A 15607-nucleotide genomic window follows, 5' to 3' on the forward strand; every position below is an offset into this window, starting at 1 on the left:
CCGCCTATACGCGCGTCGGATGTGGCGAAACATCCGACGCGCGTGAATCTACTTGTAATTAGTAGGCGCGATCGTTGAGCGTGCTCCAGAGCTTCTTGGACTCAGCCATGGTCCACGCGTTGATCTTGTCCTCATCAATACCGACAAACTCGCGATCCTTGTACAGGACGCGGCCGTTGATGATGGTGGTGCGGCAGTTTTTGCCCATCATGCCAAAGAGCATGTGGCCGTCGATGTTCTCCTCGCTCAGCGGCGTAAAGGGCTTGTAGTCCATGACGATGACGTCGGCGGCAGCGCCGGCCTCGAGCACACCGAGCTTGCGATCGAAGTACCTGCTCGCCATCTTGGCGTTGTTCTCAAACAGCATCGTCATGGCCTCGCACCAGCCCACGTTGGGCATGGCGGCGTTGTGGCGCTGAATAATCAGGAAGACCTTGAGGCTCTCGAGCATGTCGTGGGTGTAGGCGTCGGTGCCCATGCACACGGGGATGCCGCGGCGGAAGAACTCGAGCACGGGAGCGCAGCCCACGGCATTGCCCATATTGGATTCGGGGTTGTTGACGAGCCAGGTGCCGGACTCCTTGACGATATCCATCTCGGCAGGCGTCACGTGGATGCAGTGGCCGAGCATGGTGTCGGGACCGAGCAGGTTGTGCTGCAGCAGGCGCTCGACGGGGCTGATACCACCGCGGTTGAGGCGGGAGTCCCACACGTCGTTCATGCCCTCGCACACGTGGATGTGGAAGCCGGTCAGGCCGTTGTTGGCCTCGGCCATCTTGTCCATGGTCTCGTCCGAAAGCGTAAAGGTGGCATGTCCGCCAAACATGGCGGCGATCATGTGGTTGTCGTTATCGCGACGCTCCTTGGCGGCCCACTGGGCAAATTCGGCGTTCTCGGCAATGGCCTGGTCGCATTTTTCCTGGCCGCGGCGATCGGAGACCTCGTAGCACAGGCACGAACGCATGCCCAGCTCCTGAGCTGCATCCTTAATGGTAAAGAGGCTTCCCGGGATCTCGCAGAAGCTTGCATGATGATCGAAGATCGTGGTGACGCCATCGCGGATGGAGTCCAGAATCGTGGCATAGGCGCTGGCCTTGGTGCCGGCGAGGGTCAGGTTGTCGTCGATCTTCCACCACTGCTGCTCAAGATTCTCCAGGAAGTTGGTGGGGTTGCAGCCCTTGATGGCAAGGCCGCGGGCCAGACCCGAGTAGATGTGGGTGTGGCAGTTGATGAGTCCGGGCATGATGAGGTTGCCCCGGGCGTCGACGTACTCGGCATCCGGGTACTTGGCCTTGAGCTCGCACTCGGGGCCCACTTCGACGATCGTATCTCCGTCAATGGCGACCGCACCGTTTGGAATGAACGGGGTCTGAGCGTTGCGAGTAAAGACGGAACCGTTAGCGACCAGAAGCATGGATGCTCCCTTCAACATCAGGGGCGGGGTTTGACACCTCTGACATAGCGGAGTGCGAAGCGCCGGCCTACACCGGAAACGGGCCCTCTCCCGTCAACGCTTCACCAAAGGGACAAACCCTTTGAAGTGCGGCTTGACGCCGCATGACGTCGGCGGACGAGGCGATGCGTCCGCCGACGAATAGCACCGAATTGGTTACTTCTTGCTCTCGGGCAAGACCAGATCCACGGCAGCGTCCTTGGCAGCATCGATGTGCTGAGCCACGACCGGCGTCTGCGGAAGAATCAGGTTAAGGACGATGGCCATGATGGCGGTGGGGGTTACGGCATTGGAGCCGATGACGGTGGACACCCAGGCGGGCATACCCTCGCCGGCAAGGCAACCGCTGGCCATCCAGATACCCAGGCCAAAGACGACGGAGGTACCGACGATGGTGGTAGTGCGCTGCGTGAGGCCCTCGCGGGTGAACATGCGCACGCCGTTCATGGTAATGGTGCCAAAGACGCCGACGGTCGCGCCGCCGATGACGGGCTGCGGGATAGCGGAAAGGACGGCAGAGAGTTGCGGGAACAGACCGGCGATGGCAAAGACGGCCGCGATGATCACAAAGACCCACTTGTTGACGACCTTGTTGGAGCAGATGATGCCCACGTTCTGGCCAAGGGCGCTGGTGGGAAGACCGCCCAGCAGGCCGCCGACCATAGAGGTGAGGCCCTGGGACACGATAGCGCCGGAGAGCTCGCGCTCGGTGGGCATACGGTCGATGGAGCCCAGGCAGGCGGCGGAGACGTCGCCGATAACCTGGATGGCAACCATGGGGAACACGACGGCGAGGGTAATGCAGACCTCGGGATCAAACTCGAGCGCATAGGGCATGAGCTTGGGAAGGGCGAAGACCTGAGCGGTGGCGACGCTTGAGAAGTCGATCATGCCAAAGGGGATGGAGACGATCATGCCAACGATCATGCCAAAGAACACGGATCCCAGCTTGAGCGTGCCCTTGCCAAAGTTGGCGAGCGCAAAGACCACGGCGAAGGTGATAAGAGCGACGCACCAGGCCTGCGGGGTGCCCCATAGCGGCGTACCCATACCGCCGGCCATATACTTGACGGCCGTGGGATACAGCGAAACGCCGATGGAGAAGATGACCGTACCGGTCACGACGGGCGGGAACAGCCACTTGATCTTGCTGTAGGCCAGACCAAAGAGGACCGCGACGGCGCCGCCGACGATCTCGCCGCCCAGCAGCGCACCAAAGCTAAAGCCCGAGGCACCCATGGCCTGCAGGGCCGGGAGGAACGCGAACGAAACGCCCATGACGATGGGCAGGCCGCCGCCGATGCGACGGAAGGGGGCAAAGGCCTGAAGGGCCGTGTCGATCGCCGAAAGAATGAGCGCGACCTGGATGATGTCGGTGCTCTGCTGGCTATTAAAGCCGTAGACGCCGGCCATGATGACAGCCGGGGTGATGATGCCGGCAAACGATGCCAGTACGTGCTGAAGGGCACACGGGATCATTTCCTTAACGGGAGGCATGCCTTCACGAGTGAACAGGGCTTCAGTGCCGTTCTTAACCGTCTCCTGGGTCATTTGACCACCAATCCTCGAAATAGTTGTTTTCGCATCTAACGCTCTATTGTGACGCAGTGCGGGGTTGAGGTTGTGCCTTCGTTGCATATCGTATTAAAGATGATTCTCATTCTCAATAATAATTTTTTGTTATCAGACTATTCTTCAGCTGAGATAATGCATTTCCGCAGGTCAGGAAAGTGTCTGTTCAAAATAACATCTAACTTTTCTTTTGGTCGACCGTTTACCGCCAAATACCTACCGCTCATCTGTATTACGCAATGTACCTGCGAATATGTGAGTCAATAGACACCGTGTTACCATGAGAAAAAATTGTTATGATCATTTCCGATTTCACCCAAAGGAGTTGCCCGTGAACGAGACCGTACGTCGCTTTTTGCCGATGGTCGATTTTCTGGAGCAGATACTCGGCAAAAACAGCGAAATCGTGCTGCACGATTTCTCGGATCCCGACCACGCCATCGTCGATATTCGCAACGGCATCGTGAGCGGCCGCAAGGTCGGCGGTCCCGCCACCGATCTGGCACTCAAGATCATGCACGACGCCAAGTATCGCGACCTGCCGTTTATTACGGGCTACGAGGGGCGCGGTGCCGGCGGCAAGACGTTGGAGTCAGCGACGTACTTTATCCGCGAGAATGACGAGATCGTCGGTATGCTCTGCGTCAACACCGATCTCTCGACCGTGCGCTCCATCAACGCCATGGCGCAGCAGCTCATGGCGTGCTTCGACGCGGCGCCGACGCGCACGGAGCCCGCCCCTATCGAGGTCGAAAGCCTTTCGGAGTCCACACAGGAGCTCATCGACCGCAGCATTGCCGAGTTGCTGAGCGCGCGCGGGCTGGATGTAGCGTCGCTTGGTCAGAGCGACCGCGTGGACGTCATTCGCCACCTCAACGGCAACGGGGTGTTCATGCTCAAGGGCGCCGTGGCCTGCGCCGCCACCTCGCTGGGCATCTCGGAGCCCAGCGTCTACCGCTACCTGCAAAAAGTCCGCAAGGAGGGCTAACGAGCAAAATGGAGCGCGGCTCCACAAGCGATTCGTCACCTGACAAAAGACCCTGCAGCTCGCACGCGCTGCAGGGTCTTTTTGCATGTCATGTTTAGTTGTGGTCAACGCCTTAGAGAGCGGCGACGACCTCGATCTCGACCAGACCGCCAGCCGGAAGGGCGGCAACCTGGAAAGCGCTGCGCGCGGGGAACGGAGCCTCGAACTTGGAGGCGTAAATCTCGTTCACGGCGGCAAAGTCGGCGATGTCGGCCAGGTAGACCGTGGTCTTGACGACATCGGCAAACGTGGCGCCGGCAGCGGTCAGCAGAGCCTCGACGTTGGCGAGGGACTGCTTGGCCTGGGCCTCGACACCCTCGGGCAGCTTGCCGGTCGCGGGATCGATGCCCAGCTGGCCGGACAGGAACACCATGTTGCCAGTCTGGATACCAGGGGAATACGGGCCGATGGCTGCGGGTGCGTTATCGGAAGACACGACGGTCTTGCTCATGTTTTTCTCCTTACAAGTAAAAGGGAACGGGAGCGCGGCGTTCACACCGGGAGGCACAGTTCGGTCTGAACACCGCGCTTGATTGGGATAGTACTCAAGGTTTCCGCGCGATGCAAGATTATTATCACGTTGCGAGAATATTTTATCGCCCAACGGTTTCCCCGGACCGCTGAACGGTTCTCATGTGGAGCAGCCAGTCCAAGCTACTGAAGACTTTATCCCGCTTAGAGCACGGGCATCGCCTGCCGCGACGGCACCACTATACTTTTGAGTATCTGAGCATTTTGAAAGGCAGGATATGACCGCAACCGCCAGTCGAACCACCAACCGCAGACCCGAGCTTTTGGCGCCCGCCGGAGGGCCCGAGCCCTTTGCCGCCGCACTCGCCGCCGGGGCAGACGCCATCTACTGCGGCATGGGCAGCTTCAACGCCCGCCGCAAGGCCACCAACTTTACCGACGAGGCCTTTGAGCAGGCCTGCCGCGCCGCGCATCTGGCCGGCTCGCGCGTCTACGTCACGGTCAACATCGTCATCAAGGAATCCGAGATGAGCGATGCGCTGCAGCTCATCCATCGCTGCTCCACGCTGGGCGCCGACGCCTTCATCATCCAGGACTGGGGCCTGTTCTTTGAGGTCAAGCGCACGATGCCCGGCATCGAGACGCATATCTCGACCCAGGCGAACATCCACGACGACCGCGGAACCCTTTGGTGCCGCGAGCAGGGCGCCGACCGCGTGACCCTCTCGCGCGAGCTTTCCATCGACGAGATTGCCGCCATTCACGATGCCGCGCCCGATGTGGACCTTGAGGTCTTTAGCCATGGCGCCATCTGCTTTTGCTACTCTGGCCTGTGTCTGCTTTCGAGCTTTGCCATGGCGGGACGATCGGCCAACCGTGGCATGTGCGCCCAGCCCTGCCGCTTGCCCTACGAGCTGATCGACGAGAACGGGCGCTCGCTCTCCCCTGCCGGTCGTGAGCGCGCGCTGTGCCCGCGTGACACCAACACTTCACAACTTGTTCGCCGCCTGTATGACGCCGGCGCCGCGTCGCTCAAGCTCGAGGGCCGCATGAAGGCGCCCGATTACGTGTATTCCATCGTCGACGTGTATCGTCATCAGATTGATGACATGCTGGCCGGAACCACCGTTGCCAAGGACGAGAAAGACGCCCGCCAGCGCCAGCTCAAGCGCTGCTTTAACCGCGACTTTACGCACGCCTATCAGGACGGCACCTCGGGCGACGAGATGATGAGCTATGAGCGTTCCAACAACCGCGGCCAGATCGTGGGCACGGTGCTGGGCAGCCGCCCGGCCAACCGCGATGTGCGCGGCCTCAAGCCCGACGACCGCCGTCGCCGCGCCGCCATCGCCCGTATTGAGCTGTTTGAGCCCGTGGGCAAGGGCGACCTGCTGGAGCTTCGCCACGATAACGAGTTTGACCAGTTCCTGACCACCATTGCCGCCGATGATGCCGCAGCCGGTGAAGTCATCGAATGTCGCGTACCCCGCAGCATGCCCGAGGGCTGCCGCGTCCGCGTGATTCGCAGTCAGCGTGCCATCGACGCCGCCGGCGCCGCGCTCAAGCGCGATGTGCTGCGCCGCCGAGCTGTTGATGTGTCCGTCGTGGCGCGCCTGGGCGAGCCGTTTACCGTCACACTCACCTGCTGTGACAACCCCACGCTCACCGCCGCCGCCACGGGCTTCACCGTCGAGGCCGCCAAGACCCGCGCCGTCGAGGCGGCAGACCTGGTTGAGCATGTGGGCCGCATGGGCTCCTCGCCCTTTGAGGCAGCGAGCTTTGACGTTTCGCTCGACGCCGGCTGCGGCATGGGCTTCTCCGCCGTGCACAAGGTGCGCGCCGCCGCCTGTAAAGCATTGGAGGAGGCCATTCTGGCGCCGTACGAGGAGCGCGCGAAAACACTCGAGTTGCCAGTGCTCGACAAATGTACGCGCGCCATGCCCGAGCATTACCGCGATGAGCCGCAGATTTGCGCCGCCGCCACCACGCTCGAAGCCGCCGAGGCAGCTCGCGCCGAGGGCGCCACGCGCATCTATATGACCACCGACGCGCTCGAGGCTGTCGGACTCTCCCCTGCCGATGCATTTGAGCAGGGCGTCGTGCCCGTACTCGACGAGGTCTGCCGCGCCGTCGACCACGAGCGCGTCGATCCCTGGATCAATGCCGGGGCCACCGTCGCCGTCGGCAATATCTCCGAGCTTGCCCTGGCCGCCCAGGTTGGTGCCACGGCCGAGATTCGCTCTTGCCTGCCGGTGCACAACGCGCCCTGCATGGAGGCACTCGCCGAGCGCGGAGCCGGCGCGTTTTGGCTCTCGCCCGAGATCACGCTCGACGAGATTGTCTCGCTCGGCACCGCCGCGCCCGCGGCTCTGGGCATCACCGTCTTTGGCCGCCCGCGCGTCATGACAAGCGAGCATTGCATTCTGCAGGTTGCCAACGGCTGCATCCACGATTGTGCCAACTGCCGCCTGCGTGCCCGCAAGCTCTCGCTCAAGAATATCGACGGCAAGGTCATGCCGGTGCGTACCGACATCCACGGCCGCTCACGCCTGTACGACGCCTACCCCATCGACCTTACGCCGCAGGTACCACAGCTGCTCGACGCCGGCGTCCGTCGTCTCATGGTGGACGGAACGCTGCTCGAGGCCGATGAGATTGGCCGTGCCGTCGCTCGCGTCCGTCGCGCTGTCGAGGCGGCTCGAGCCGGCCGCAAGCCGGCCGCCCGCCTGCGCGGGGCGACCTCGGGCTGCATGTTTGTGGGAATTAGCTAACCGAAAGGCTTACACGTGAACGAAGAACCTCAAGTCCTCTACTGCGACGCCTGGCTCATGGCCATCGACAAGCCTGCCGGCATGATCGTCCACGGCGATGGCACCGGCGAGCGTACGCTCACCGACTACGCCAGCGACCTGCTGCTGGCGATGGGCGACGGCTTTGCCGCGACCGACATGCAGCCGCTCAACCGCTTGGACCGTGACACCACCGGCGTGGTGCTGTTCTCACTCGACAAGCAGACGCAGCCCGCCTTTGACCAGATGATCATCGACCACGCGTTCGAAAAGCACTACCTGGCGCTCGCCGAGGGCAAGATCGACTGGAACGAAAAGCTCATCGACAAGCCCATCGCCCGCGACCGTCACGACAGCCGCAAGATGCGCGTCGGCGCCAGCGGCAAGCCGTCTCAAACGCGCGTGAAGGTGCTCAAACGTCTTAAGAGCCGTCGTGGCCTGCCCACGCGCTCGTATATCGATGTCGAGTTGCTCACCGGCCGCAAGCACCAGATCCGCGTGCACCTGGCAAGCGAGCATCATCCCCTGGTTGGCGACGACCTGTACGGAACGCCGCGCCCCTGCGGCCTCATGCTCCACGCCCACAGCGTGTCCTTCACGCATCCCGTAACCGGCGAGCACATCCACATCGAAGCCCCCTGCCCCTGGGAGCCCTAAAACCTGCCGAAAAGGGACAGGTTTATTTTGGCAGGTTTTATCTGGGCAAACGTCAAAACCACCACAAAGGTTCCTGCCCCTTCGCGGTGGTTTTGTCCCTTAGCCGGTCCCCTGTTGCTAGACCGTGACGACGTTGTCCATTGCCCGGTACTTGGCGGGGACCTCGCCTGCGGTAATAATCGTTGCATCGCGGAAGTCCGCGAACTTGACGGGCGCCACCATGCCAAATTTGCTGGCGTCCGAGATTACGAAGCGCTTGGCCGTATGGCGCATCGAGATACGCTTTACTTGCGCCTCCTCGATATCGGGCGCCGTGAAGCCCTGCTCGGCGGCAATGCCGTTAGAGCCCCAAAAGCCGCAGTTGAAGTTGTAACGGTCTAAGGTTGCCAAGGCATCGGGGCCAACGAGCGCCTCGGTCTCGGGTTTGAGCTCGCCGCCCAGCACCACGGTACGCATGCCGCGCAAAGCGAGATGCTGAGCATGGAGCACGGAATCAGTCACATAGGTGACACCTTCAAGGTGTGGAAGATGCTCGATGAGCCTGAGCGTCGTCGAGCCCGAGTCGATGTATACAAAGCTCTCAGGCTCCACCAGCGCCGCCGCACGGGCGCAGATACGTTCCTTGTCGTCGTTATGGAGATCGCTGCGCTCATTAAGCGTTAGGTCGCGCGTCACGTGCGCGCGCTCAAGGCTCGTCGCCCCACCGTGCACCTTGGCGATACGGTGTGCGCGATTGAGCGTCTGCAGGTCGCGCCGAATGGTAGACGCCGTCACGCCCAGGGCCTCAGCAAGCTCCGGTACGGTAACCGAGCCCGTCTGCTGCACCATCGACACGATTGCGTTGAGCCTATCTTCCGCAAGCATCGCTTACTCCTCCTCGGGGTACACGACTCCCCAATCGGCGCGAAGCTTGGTCATAAGCTCCATAACATCAGAAGCATAATCCAGAAGCTCGCGCTTGGAGTCGTCGCCGGCAACGGCCTTCTCAAGATCGGCCATCTCATAACACAGGGCGTAAGCCTCGGTGCCTGCGTGGACCTCCTCGCGGTGGCCGTCCGCAGTCCACACGATGGTCGCGTGATCGGCACGCGGATATTCGTTGACCTCGATGTAGCACTTGTCAAAGCTGATGACCGAGCGCTTGGGCTGCTTGGAGTGAAGCGTAAGGCTCACGACGCCCAGCTGCTGCTCGGCATTGCGGCAGACGATGCCGCCCGCAACATCGACTCCAGTCTCGCAGGTGTTGCCTAGAGACACGACCTCGGCGGGCTGGCTCGCCATAAACAGGCACATGACGGACAGGGCATACACACCAATATCGAGCATGGCACCGCCGGCAAGGTTGCGATTGTAGAAACGGTTGGTCAGGTCGCCGTACTCCTTGTAGCTACCAAAGTTGAGCTGAGCGAGGTTCATGCGGCCGAACTCGCCGGCATCCATGCGGCGACGCAGCTCTTGATACAAGGGCATGTGGAGCACCGTGGTAGCGTCCATAAGGACCACGTTGTGCTCGGCGGCAATGGCACGGGCCTCATCGAGTTCAGCGGAATTGAGGGTAATGGCCTTCTCGCAGAGCACGTGCTTGCCGGCTGCCAGGGCAGCGCGCAGATAGGTGATATGAGTGTTGTGCGGGGTAGTGATGTAGACGGCGTCGATGCCAGGATCGGCGTAGAGGTCCTCAACCGTGTCGTAGACCTTCTCGATGCCATACTGCTCGGCAAAAGCCTGAGCCTTGGACGGCGTACGGTTGGCGACGCCCGCAAGCTTGCGACCGGCAAGAGCAAGGGACTGAGCCATCTGGTTGGCGATAACGCCGCAACCGATGACGGCCCAATGGAGCTCGGGAGCCGTAAAAATATCGTCGGGGAACGGCTTGTCCTGGACCGAAGCGAACGCTGCTTTGGCGGCTGCCGCGGCGTCGAGCGGAGCCTGCTTGGAATCTGCCATTATGTGCCTCCTGTGTCATAGAACGCCTTGCTTTCTGACAGCTCTATATTCGCACAAACACGCGCTTCTGTGCGCGTTTTTGCGTATCTCACCGCTAAACGGTCATTTTTATCCCGTAAACGGCGCATCTATACGCATATTCACGCAATCCCACGCACGTAAATGCGCACAAATGCGAACCGGTCATTGCTCAGAGACAGGGGCTTATGCTTAGAACTCAAAAGACAGGATGATCCGCTTCGCCTCGTCGCTCATGGCGCGCTGCAGCTCTAAGGACCGTCCCAAACTGCCGACAGAAAAGGAACGTTCCAAACTGCAGACAGAAAAAGAACGTCCCCAGGCGCCGGCATTTCAAGAGCACTCATTTAAGTCTGTCCCCAATGAGTGGGAGTAATCAGAGACCCTTTGTGAGGGAGGCCGGACGTGGCCTTCCTCGTTTTTATTCATGGACTTTAGTCCGTGCCGCGCGGCACGCGCGGCATAGAAAGCCACCCGCTCAGCGGGTGGAGGCCAATTTCCGCTACGCGACAAAAACCTTCCCCCTAGCATGAGGATTGTTCAGGTCATCATACTAGGGGGAAGGTGATTGCTGTGGCCCAGAAAGCCAACAGCTTCGCGCACACGAAATGGCTGTGCAAGTACCGCATCGCACCGAGGCCAAGCTCATCGCCGCCATCGTCGAGAAGCACCCCGAGGTGCGCTTTGCCGCGAGCCGCACCTCGGCCCACGCCGACCTCTACGACCGCATGGAGCAGGCCCTGTGCGAGCGCGTGGCCAACGCGGTGGATGTCGTCCGCTCCGACATCAGCCCCGCGCTTCTTGTCCACACCGGTCCAAACCTCGTGGGTGTGGCGGTCCAGGGACTCTAGTGGAGGCGGGGCGTCCTGCCCCAAAAACAAATGCAAAAGACGAGCACTTCTTGCCGCTCAATTGGCAAGAAGCGCTCGTCTTTTCTTAACGCGTTGTATGGCGGAGAGAGCGCAAGTTACGCGAGCGCCCTTCTTGCCAGCTCGGCCGCGCCGAGGATTCCTTGGTCGCCGCCGCAGCCCGGGGCGCAGATGTAGCTCTCCATGTCCTTAAGCTCGGCGGTCTGGATGTAGCCACCCAGATATTCGAGGGTCTTCTTGCGGACGATGCCGTAGAGCTGCTCCTGGTGCATCACGCCGCCGCCGAGGACGATGCGGCAAGGCGAGTACATGAGCACGAGGTTCGCGCACATCTGCCCCAGATAATCCCCCTCGAGCGCCCACACCTCATCGTTGCCCGCGAGCTCGGCCGCGGGCTTTCCCCAGCGCGCGGCGATGGCGGGGCCGGAGGCGAGCCCCTCGAGACAGCTCGCGTGGCTCGGGCAGACGCAGCGTCCCTCCTCGGTGGGACGGGTCCTTACCAGCATGTGACCGGCCTCGGGGTGCAGCATGCCGTGAAGGAGTCTGCCCGCGCACATGACGCCCGCGCCCACGCCGGTGCCGATGGTCACGTAGACGGCGTCCTCGAGCCCCTTGCAGCAGCCGAAGACCACTTCGCCGAGGCAGGCAACGTTCACGTCCGTGTCGTAGGCCACCGGAATCCCGAGGGCGTCGGCGAACGCGGCGCGAAGACCATGGCCTCGCCACGCGAGCTTGGGCGTCTGGAGGATGGAGCCGTAGCGCTCGTCGTTGGGGTTGACGCAGGTCGGGCCGAAGGCGCCGATGCCCAACGCGTCCACATCGCGGGCGGTGAACCACTCGATCATCTGCGGGACGGTCTCGGCGGGCGTAAGCGTCGGGGTCTCCATACGGTCGAGGACCTCGCCGTCGCCGGACACCACGGCACAGACCATCTTGGTCCCGCCGGCTTCGAGGGCGCCGAGCCTCATTTGCTTTTCGCTCATGTGATCCTCCTTACAAAGGGACGCCCGCAGTCATGGTCAACCGCGGGCGCCCATAACGTTGGCTTGTTTCGAGGCGACCCTACCTGGGCACGCGGTCCTGCCTCGCGGCAAACGGGGCGAGCACGGCGTGCGGCTCGCTTTGGTACCAGTAGGCGACGGTGGAGATGTCGTCCTCGCGCTCGTAGAGCTTGATGTCGTCGTTGCCGAGGTCCTGGAACGTCACGCGCAGGTCCTCCTTGAACGAGATCGGGTCGGGAAGGTGCCACCTGTAGAGGCCGTGCCTGGGCAGCGCGTCGTCGTTAGTCGCGAGCATCGGATTCGGGTTCGGCTTGCCCGCGCTGAAGCGGTCGCGCGTGGCGTCGCGCGTCGAGCGGTACGGGTAGCCGGCGAACAGCGTGTTGAAGCACTGCGCCTCGGGCAGCGCGTGGGGCGGCCTGTCGAGGAAGGCCCAGGCACCGCCGAAGTAGTCCTCGGCTCCCGTCGAGGTGACCGTGGGGAACTCCTCGTCGCCGTCGAGGAAGAACTTCATCTCGCCCTCGCCCCACCAATAGCGCTCCAGGGCGCACAGGGCCATGTAGGTACCGACGTAGTAGCCCTTGCCGCGCACGCCGTCGAGCACGGTGTAGTCGACGCCCCTGCGGGTGCTGCGCTCGCGGTTAAAGCGGGCGTGGAAGTACATGGCGTCGTCCGGCACGTCGGTGAGCGCGTAGTTGAACGTGTAGAAGATGTACTTAATGAACCCGGGATGCTCGCTCGTAAGCGTGACCTTGGCGTGCTTCCTGAAGGGCATCTCGAAGTAGCAGTTCATGCCGCCCGTCGGGTTCACGCAGATGGGCATCGAGTTGACGATGGCGCGCTCACCGAAGCCGTTGCAGAAGAAGTCGCCGACAGGGCACTCGACCGAGGGGGTCTCCTCGTCGTCCCAGTAGAAGCGCAGCACGAGGTCACGCATGACGAAGCTGCCGGCGGCGGTCTTGTCGGGGACGGTCATCCAGATGTGGCGGATGATGCCGGGGCCCTCGATGTCCGCGAGCGTGATGGTCTCGCCGGACTCAAGGGGCACGCAGCACGAGCCCTTGCGGCCGACGCCGAGGTGGCTGGCCGACATGGCGGCGCGGCCCTTCTCGCCCGTGATGTTCTCGGGGGTGATGGCGCGGCTTTCCTCACCGCCGTGCATCCACACGTCCTTAAGGAACTCTCTCATCGTCGACCTCCTCTATTCGTCGTCGTCGCACTCGGCGGAACTGGCACCGTTCACGTAGATGATCTGCTGGCGCGCCTCGTTGACGAGGGCGTCGAAGTCGAGTTTCTCGTCGGGGCGCGCGAGCGCGACCGTCATGGCGAGCGGGAGGTTGACACCCGCGATCACGTGGATCCGGTCGGAGGCGAAGCGGGAAAAGCGCTGGTTCACGCTGCCGCCGTACGCGTCGGTGAGGACGACGACCTCGTCAGTGCCCGAAAGAGCCGCCTCGACCGCCGCGTCGAGCCCCTCGCCGTTGTCGTTCACGTAGGCGCACACGGCGTTGACGGCGTCGCCCTTACCCGTAAGGAACTCGAGGGTGTCCTTGAAGCCCTGGGCGAGAAGGGAATGGCTCGCCACAACTATCTTTCTCATTGATTCACCAATCTCTTGGGTCGAAGCTAGGCGAGGATGCCGGCGGCGGAGGCGACCATCGCGAGGACGATCACCACGAGGATGAGGGCCGTCATGCTCGCGTTCTTCTTGGTAAGAAGGTAATACGCGCTTCCCGTGATGGCGGCGGGGATCATGGCAGGCAGGATCTTGTCGAGCAGCGGCTGAATCTCCATCGCGACGTCGCCGAAGCTGAAGCTAATCGGGCAGGTGACGCCAATGACCGAGGCGATGAGGCAGCCGACCACGGTGAGGCCGAGCACGGAGGCGGCGGCAGTGAGGTTGGGAAGCTTCTCGCTGAAGTCGGTGACGAGCTTCACGCCCTGCTTGTAGCCGAACTCGAGGGCGTGCATGCGGACCCAGAAGATGGCCAGGATGAGCGCGAACCAGATGCCGGCTCCCACGGGGTTGCCCTCGATGGCCATGTAGGCGGCGATGGAGCCCATGATGGTCGGGATCATGGTCATGAGCAGGGAGTCGCCGACGCCGGCGAGCGGTCCCATGGTGCCGATCTTCAGGTCTTGGACGGCGTCCGCCGCCGCTAGGCCGTCGCGCTCCTCCATGGCCACGCAGGCGCCAAGGATGATGGCGGCGAGCCAAGGCTGGGTGTTGTAGTAGCGGAAGTGGTTGTTGAGCGCTTGCTTATAGTCCTCGTCGTTCGTGTAGATCTTCCTCAGGACCGGCGAGAGGGCGTAGGCGACTGAGGCGCCCTGCTGGGTCTGGTAGTTGAAGGTGCACACGCTCATGAGCCAGCGCCAGTTCGCGTTGCGCAGGTCCTTCTTGGTGACCTTGTAGCCGGAGGGCTTGCCCTCGGCGACGGCGGTGATGTTCTCGTTTTCCATGGTTACTCATCCTCTCCGATGAAGGCGTCTGCGGAAGCGTGGGCGGCGAGCTCGGTGTCCCTCTCGGCACGCTGGTAGAACGCAATCGCGAGGGCAACGCCGACGATGGCGGCGCCGATGATGGGCACGTTCAGGAAGGCCGAGAGGAAGAAGCCGGCGAGCAGGTACTGGAAGTACTTGGCGGTTGGCATGTAGCGGAGCAGCATGGCGATACCGACGGCCGGGAGCATCTTGCCGGCGAGGGTGAGGCCGGAGAGGAACCACTGGGGCATGACCTCGAGGAGCCAGTTGACGGCGGGCTGGCCGAGCGTCACGGAGACAAAGACGGGCAGGGCGGCGCACAGGCCGAAGAGCGCGGGGCAGACCCACAGGATGGCGTTCATCTGATTGAACTTACCCTCGTTGCAGAACTTCTGGGACTTCTCGACGACAAAGCCGTTGAGGATCTTGGCGACGACGTCGAGCTGGATGCCGAGCATGCCGACCGGCAGGCCGATGGCGAGGCCCGTGTCGGAGCCCAGGGTCACGCCGTAGGCGGTGGCGATGATGGCCATCGTGCCGTAGTCGGGAATGGAGGAGCCGCCGAAGCCCGCGACGCCGAGCTGCATGAGCTGAATGGTGCCGCCGATGACAAGGCCGGTCTTCCAGTCGCCCATGACGACTCCGGTGATGAGGCCCCAGAAAACGGCGTAATTGACGAAGATCATCGGGATGCCGTAGTAGTCCACGTGCTTGATGAAGGCCAGCAGGGTCAAAAGGACGACCTGCAGGATAGTGAAGTTGACCATATTTCCCCCTTAGATGAGGTCTGCGACGGAGACGGGCTTGTCGGCGGGCACGAACTGGGCCGTCACCTTGACGCCACGGGCGATGAGCGCCTTGTAGCTCTGGACGTTCTCGGCGGAGGCGTAGGCGCGCTGGGTGAGCTGGATGCCGTCCTCCTTGACGAGCGAGCCGCCGACGACCAGCGACGGGAGCTCGACGCCCGACTCGACCAGGCGAAGCATCGTCTCGGGCTCCTTGGCGATGACGAAGACCTTCTCGCGGTCGTACTTGCCCGCGGCGAAGTTCTTGAGCGCGGTCTGCTCGGAGATGATCGAAACGGCCATGCCCGCGGGGCGCGCCATCCTCATGGTGGACTTCAGGACCTCGTCGCCGGCGACCTTGTCGTCGATGACCATGACTCGGGTCGCGCCCGACACCGGGGCCCACTGCGTCACGATGATGCCGTGAAGCAGGCGATTGTCGATTCGTGCCATAACAACACTCATGTTTGCTCCTATCAAATGAAGTTTTGCGTTCGGTACTGCCTCGGCGCTATCCGGATTCGCGCCGGGCAAGGGGTT

General features: G+C 62.4%; 15 protein-coding genes. 4 read left to right on the forward strand and 11 right to left on the reverse strand.

Translation table 11 applies throughout. The annotated features are described in order from the left end of the window. Positions 1–58 precede the first annotated feature (58 nt). Complete coding sequence (ssnA, locus tag DW024_RS02300) at positions 59–1414, reverse strand: putative aminohydrolase SsnA (RefSeq protein ID WP_118376887.1); 1356 nt, start codon at positions 1412–1414, stop codon at positions 59–61. A 195-nt stretch (positions 1415–1609) separates the two neighbouring features. Continuing rightward, positions 1610–3004: a uracil-xanthine permease family protein gene (locus DW024_RS02305; protein WP_089572468.1), complete on the reverse strand. Its 1395-nt coding sequence runs from the start codon at positions 3002–3004 to the stop codon at positions 1610–1612. Between the two features lie 352 nt (positions 3005–3356). Between DW024_RS02305 and DW024_RS02310 the strand changes: the two genes are divergently transcribed. Further along, positions 3357–4013, forward strand: a complete 657-nt coding sequence (locus DW024_RS02310) for a transcriptional regulator (RefSeq protein ID WP_233506701.1) — start codon at positions 3357–3359, stop codon at positions 4011–4013. 112 nt (positions 4014–4125) lie between these two features. On the opposite strand, the gene DW024_RS02315 is transcribed toward DW024_RS02310, so the two are convergent. After that, on the reverse strand, positions 4126–4503 hold the full coding sequence (locus tag DW024_RS02315; protein WP_089572469.1) for a RidA family protein: 378 nt from the start codon (positions 4501–4503) through the stop codon (positions 4126–4128). A gap of 298 nt (positions 4504–4801) precedes the next feature. On the opposite strand from DW024_RS02315, the gene DW024_RS02320 reads away from it, so the two are divergent. Together DW024_RS02320 and DW024_RS02325 are read left to right on the forward strand one after the other, a co-directional pair. Further along, positions 4802–7294 carry a U32 family peptidase gene (locus DW024_RS02320; RefSeq protein WP_118376888.1) on the forward strand — a complete coding sequence of 831 codons (2493 nt, stop codon included), beginning with the start codon at positions 4802–4804 and terminating at the stop codon, positions 7292–7294. A gap of 15 nt (positions 7295–7309) precedes the next feature. Then, complete coding sequence (locus DW024_RS02325) at positions 7310–7969, forward strand: RluA family pseudouridine synthase (RefSeq protein WP_233503005.1); 660 nt, start codon at positions 7310–7312, stop codon at positions 7967–7969. Between the two features lie 117 nt (positions 7970–8086). Here the strand turns inward: DW024_RS02325 and DW024_RS02330 are convergent, their stop codons facing one another. Both DW024_RS02330 and DW024_RS02335 read right to left on the reverse strand, forming a co-directional pair. Beyond that, the gene (locus DW024_RS02330; RefSeq protein ID WP_117778548.1) at positions 8087–8833 is read right to left on the reverse strand and encodes a DeoR/GlpR family DNA-binding transcription regulator; all 747 of its coding nucleotides are present in this window, start codon (positions 8831–8833) and stop codon (positions 8087–8089) included. A 3-nt stretch (positions 8834–8836) separates the two neighbouring features. Then, positions 8837–9916 carry a Gfo/Idh/MocA family protein gene (locus tag DW024_RS02335; protein ID WP_117629218.1) on the reverse strand — a complete coding sequence of 360 codons (1080 nt, stop codon included), beginning with the start codon at positions 9914–9916 and terminating at the stop codon, positions 8837–8839. 632 nt (positions 9917–10548) lie between these two features. Here DW024_RS02335 and DW024_RS02340 point away from each other — a divergent pair. Then, complete coding sequence (locus DW024_RS02340; RefSeq protein ID WP_117817123.1) at positions 10549–10785, forward strand: DegV family protein; 237 nt, start codon at positions 10549–10551, stop codon at positions 10783–10785. A gap of 116 nt (positions 10786–10901) precedes the next feature. On the opposite strand, the gene DW024_RS02345 is transcribed toward DW024_RS02340, so the two are convergent. From DW024_RS02345 to DW024_RS02370, 6 genes are all read right to left on the reverse strand, one after another. Next, positions 10902–11786: an ROK family protein gene (locus tag DW024_RS02345; protein WP_199576910.1), complete on the reverse strand. Its 885-nt coding sequence runs from the start codon at positions 11784–11786 to the stop codon at positions 10902–10904. Between the two features lie 79 nt (positions 11787–11865). Further along, on the reverse strand, positions 11866–12990 hold the full coding sequence (locus DW024_RS02350; RefSeq protein ID WP_172676343.1) for a glycoside hydrolase family 172 protein: 1125 nt from the start codon (positions 12988–12990) through the stop codon (positions 11866–11868). Between the two features lie 12 nt (positions 12991–13002). Next, positions 13003–13401, reverse strand: coding sequence for a PTS sugar transporter subunit IIA (locus tag DW024_RS02355; RefSeq protein WP_089572475.1), 399 nt, complete (start codon positions 13399–13401; stop codon positions 13003–13005). A 26-nt stretch (positions 13402–13427) separates the two neighbouring features. Next, the gene (locus DW024_RS02360) at positions 13428–14261 is read right to left on the reverse strand and encodes a PTS system mannose/fructose/sorbose family transporter subunit IID (RefSeq protein WP_089572476.1); all 834 of its coding nucleotides are present in this window, start codon (positions 14259–14261) and stop codon (positions 13428–13430) included. A 2-nt stretch (positions 14262–14263) separates the two neighbouring features. Further along, positions 14264–15049, reverse strand: a complete 786-nt coding sequence (locus DW024_RS02365) for a PTS sugar transporter subunit IIC (protein WP_089572477.1) — start codon at positions 15047–15049, stop codon at positions 14264–14266. Positions 15050–15058: 9 nt separating this feature from the next. Beyond that, positions 15059–15532, reverse strand: coding sequence for a PTS sugar transporter subunit IIB (locus DW024_RS02370; RefSeq protein ID WP_089572478.1), 474 nt, complete (start codon positions 15530–15532; stop codon positions 15059–15061). Positions 15533–15607 lie beyond the last annotated feature (75 nt).

The sequence above is a fragment of the Collinsella sp. AF37-9 genome (assembly GCF_003475115.1).
Lineage (GTDB): Bacteria > Actinomycetota > Coriobacteriia > Coriobacteriales > Coriobacteriaceae > Collinsella.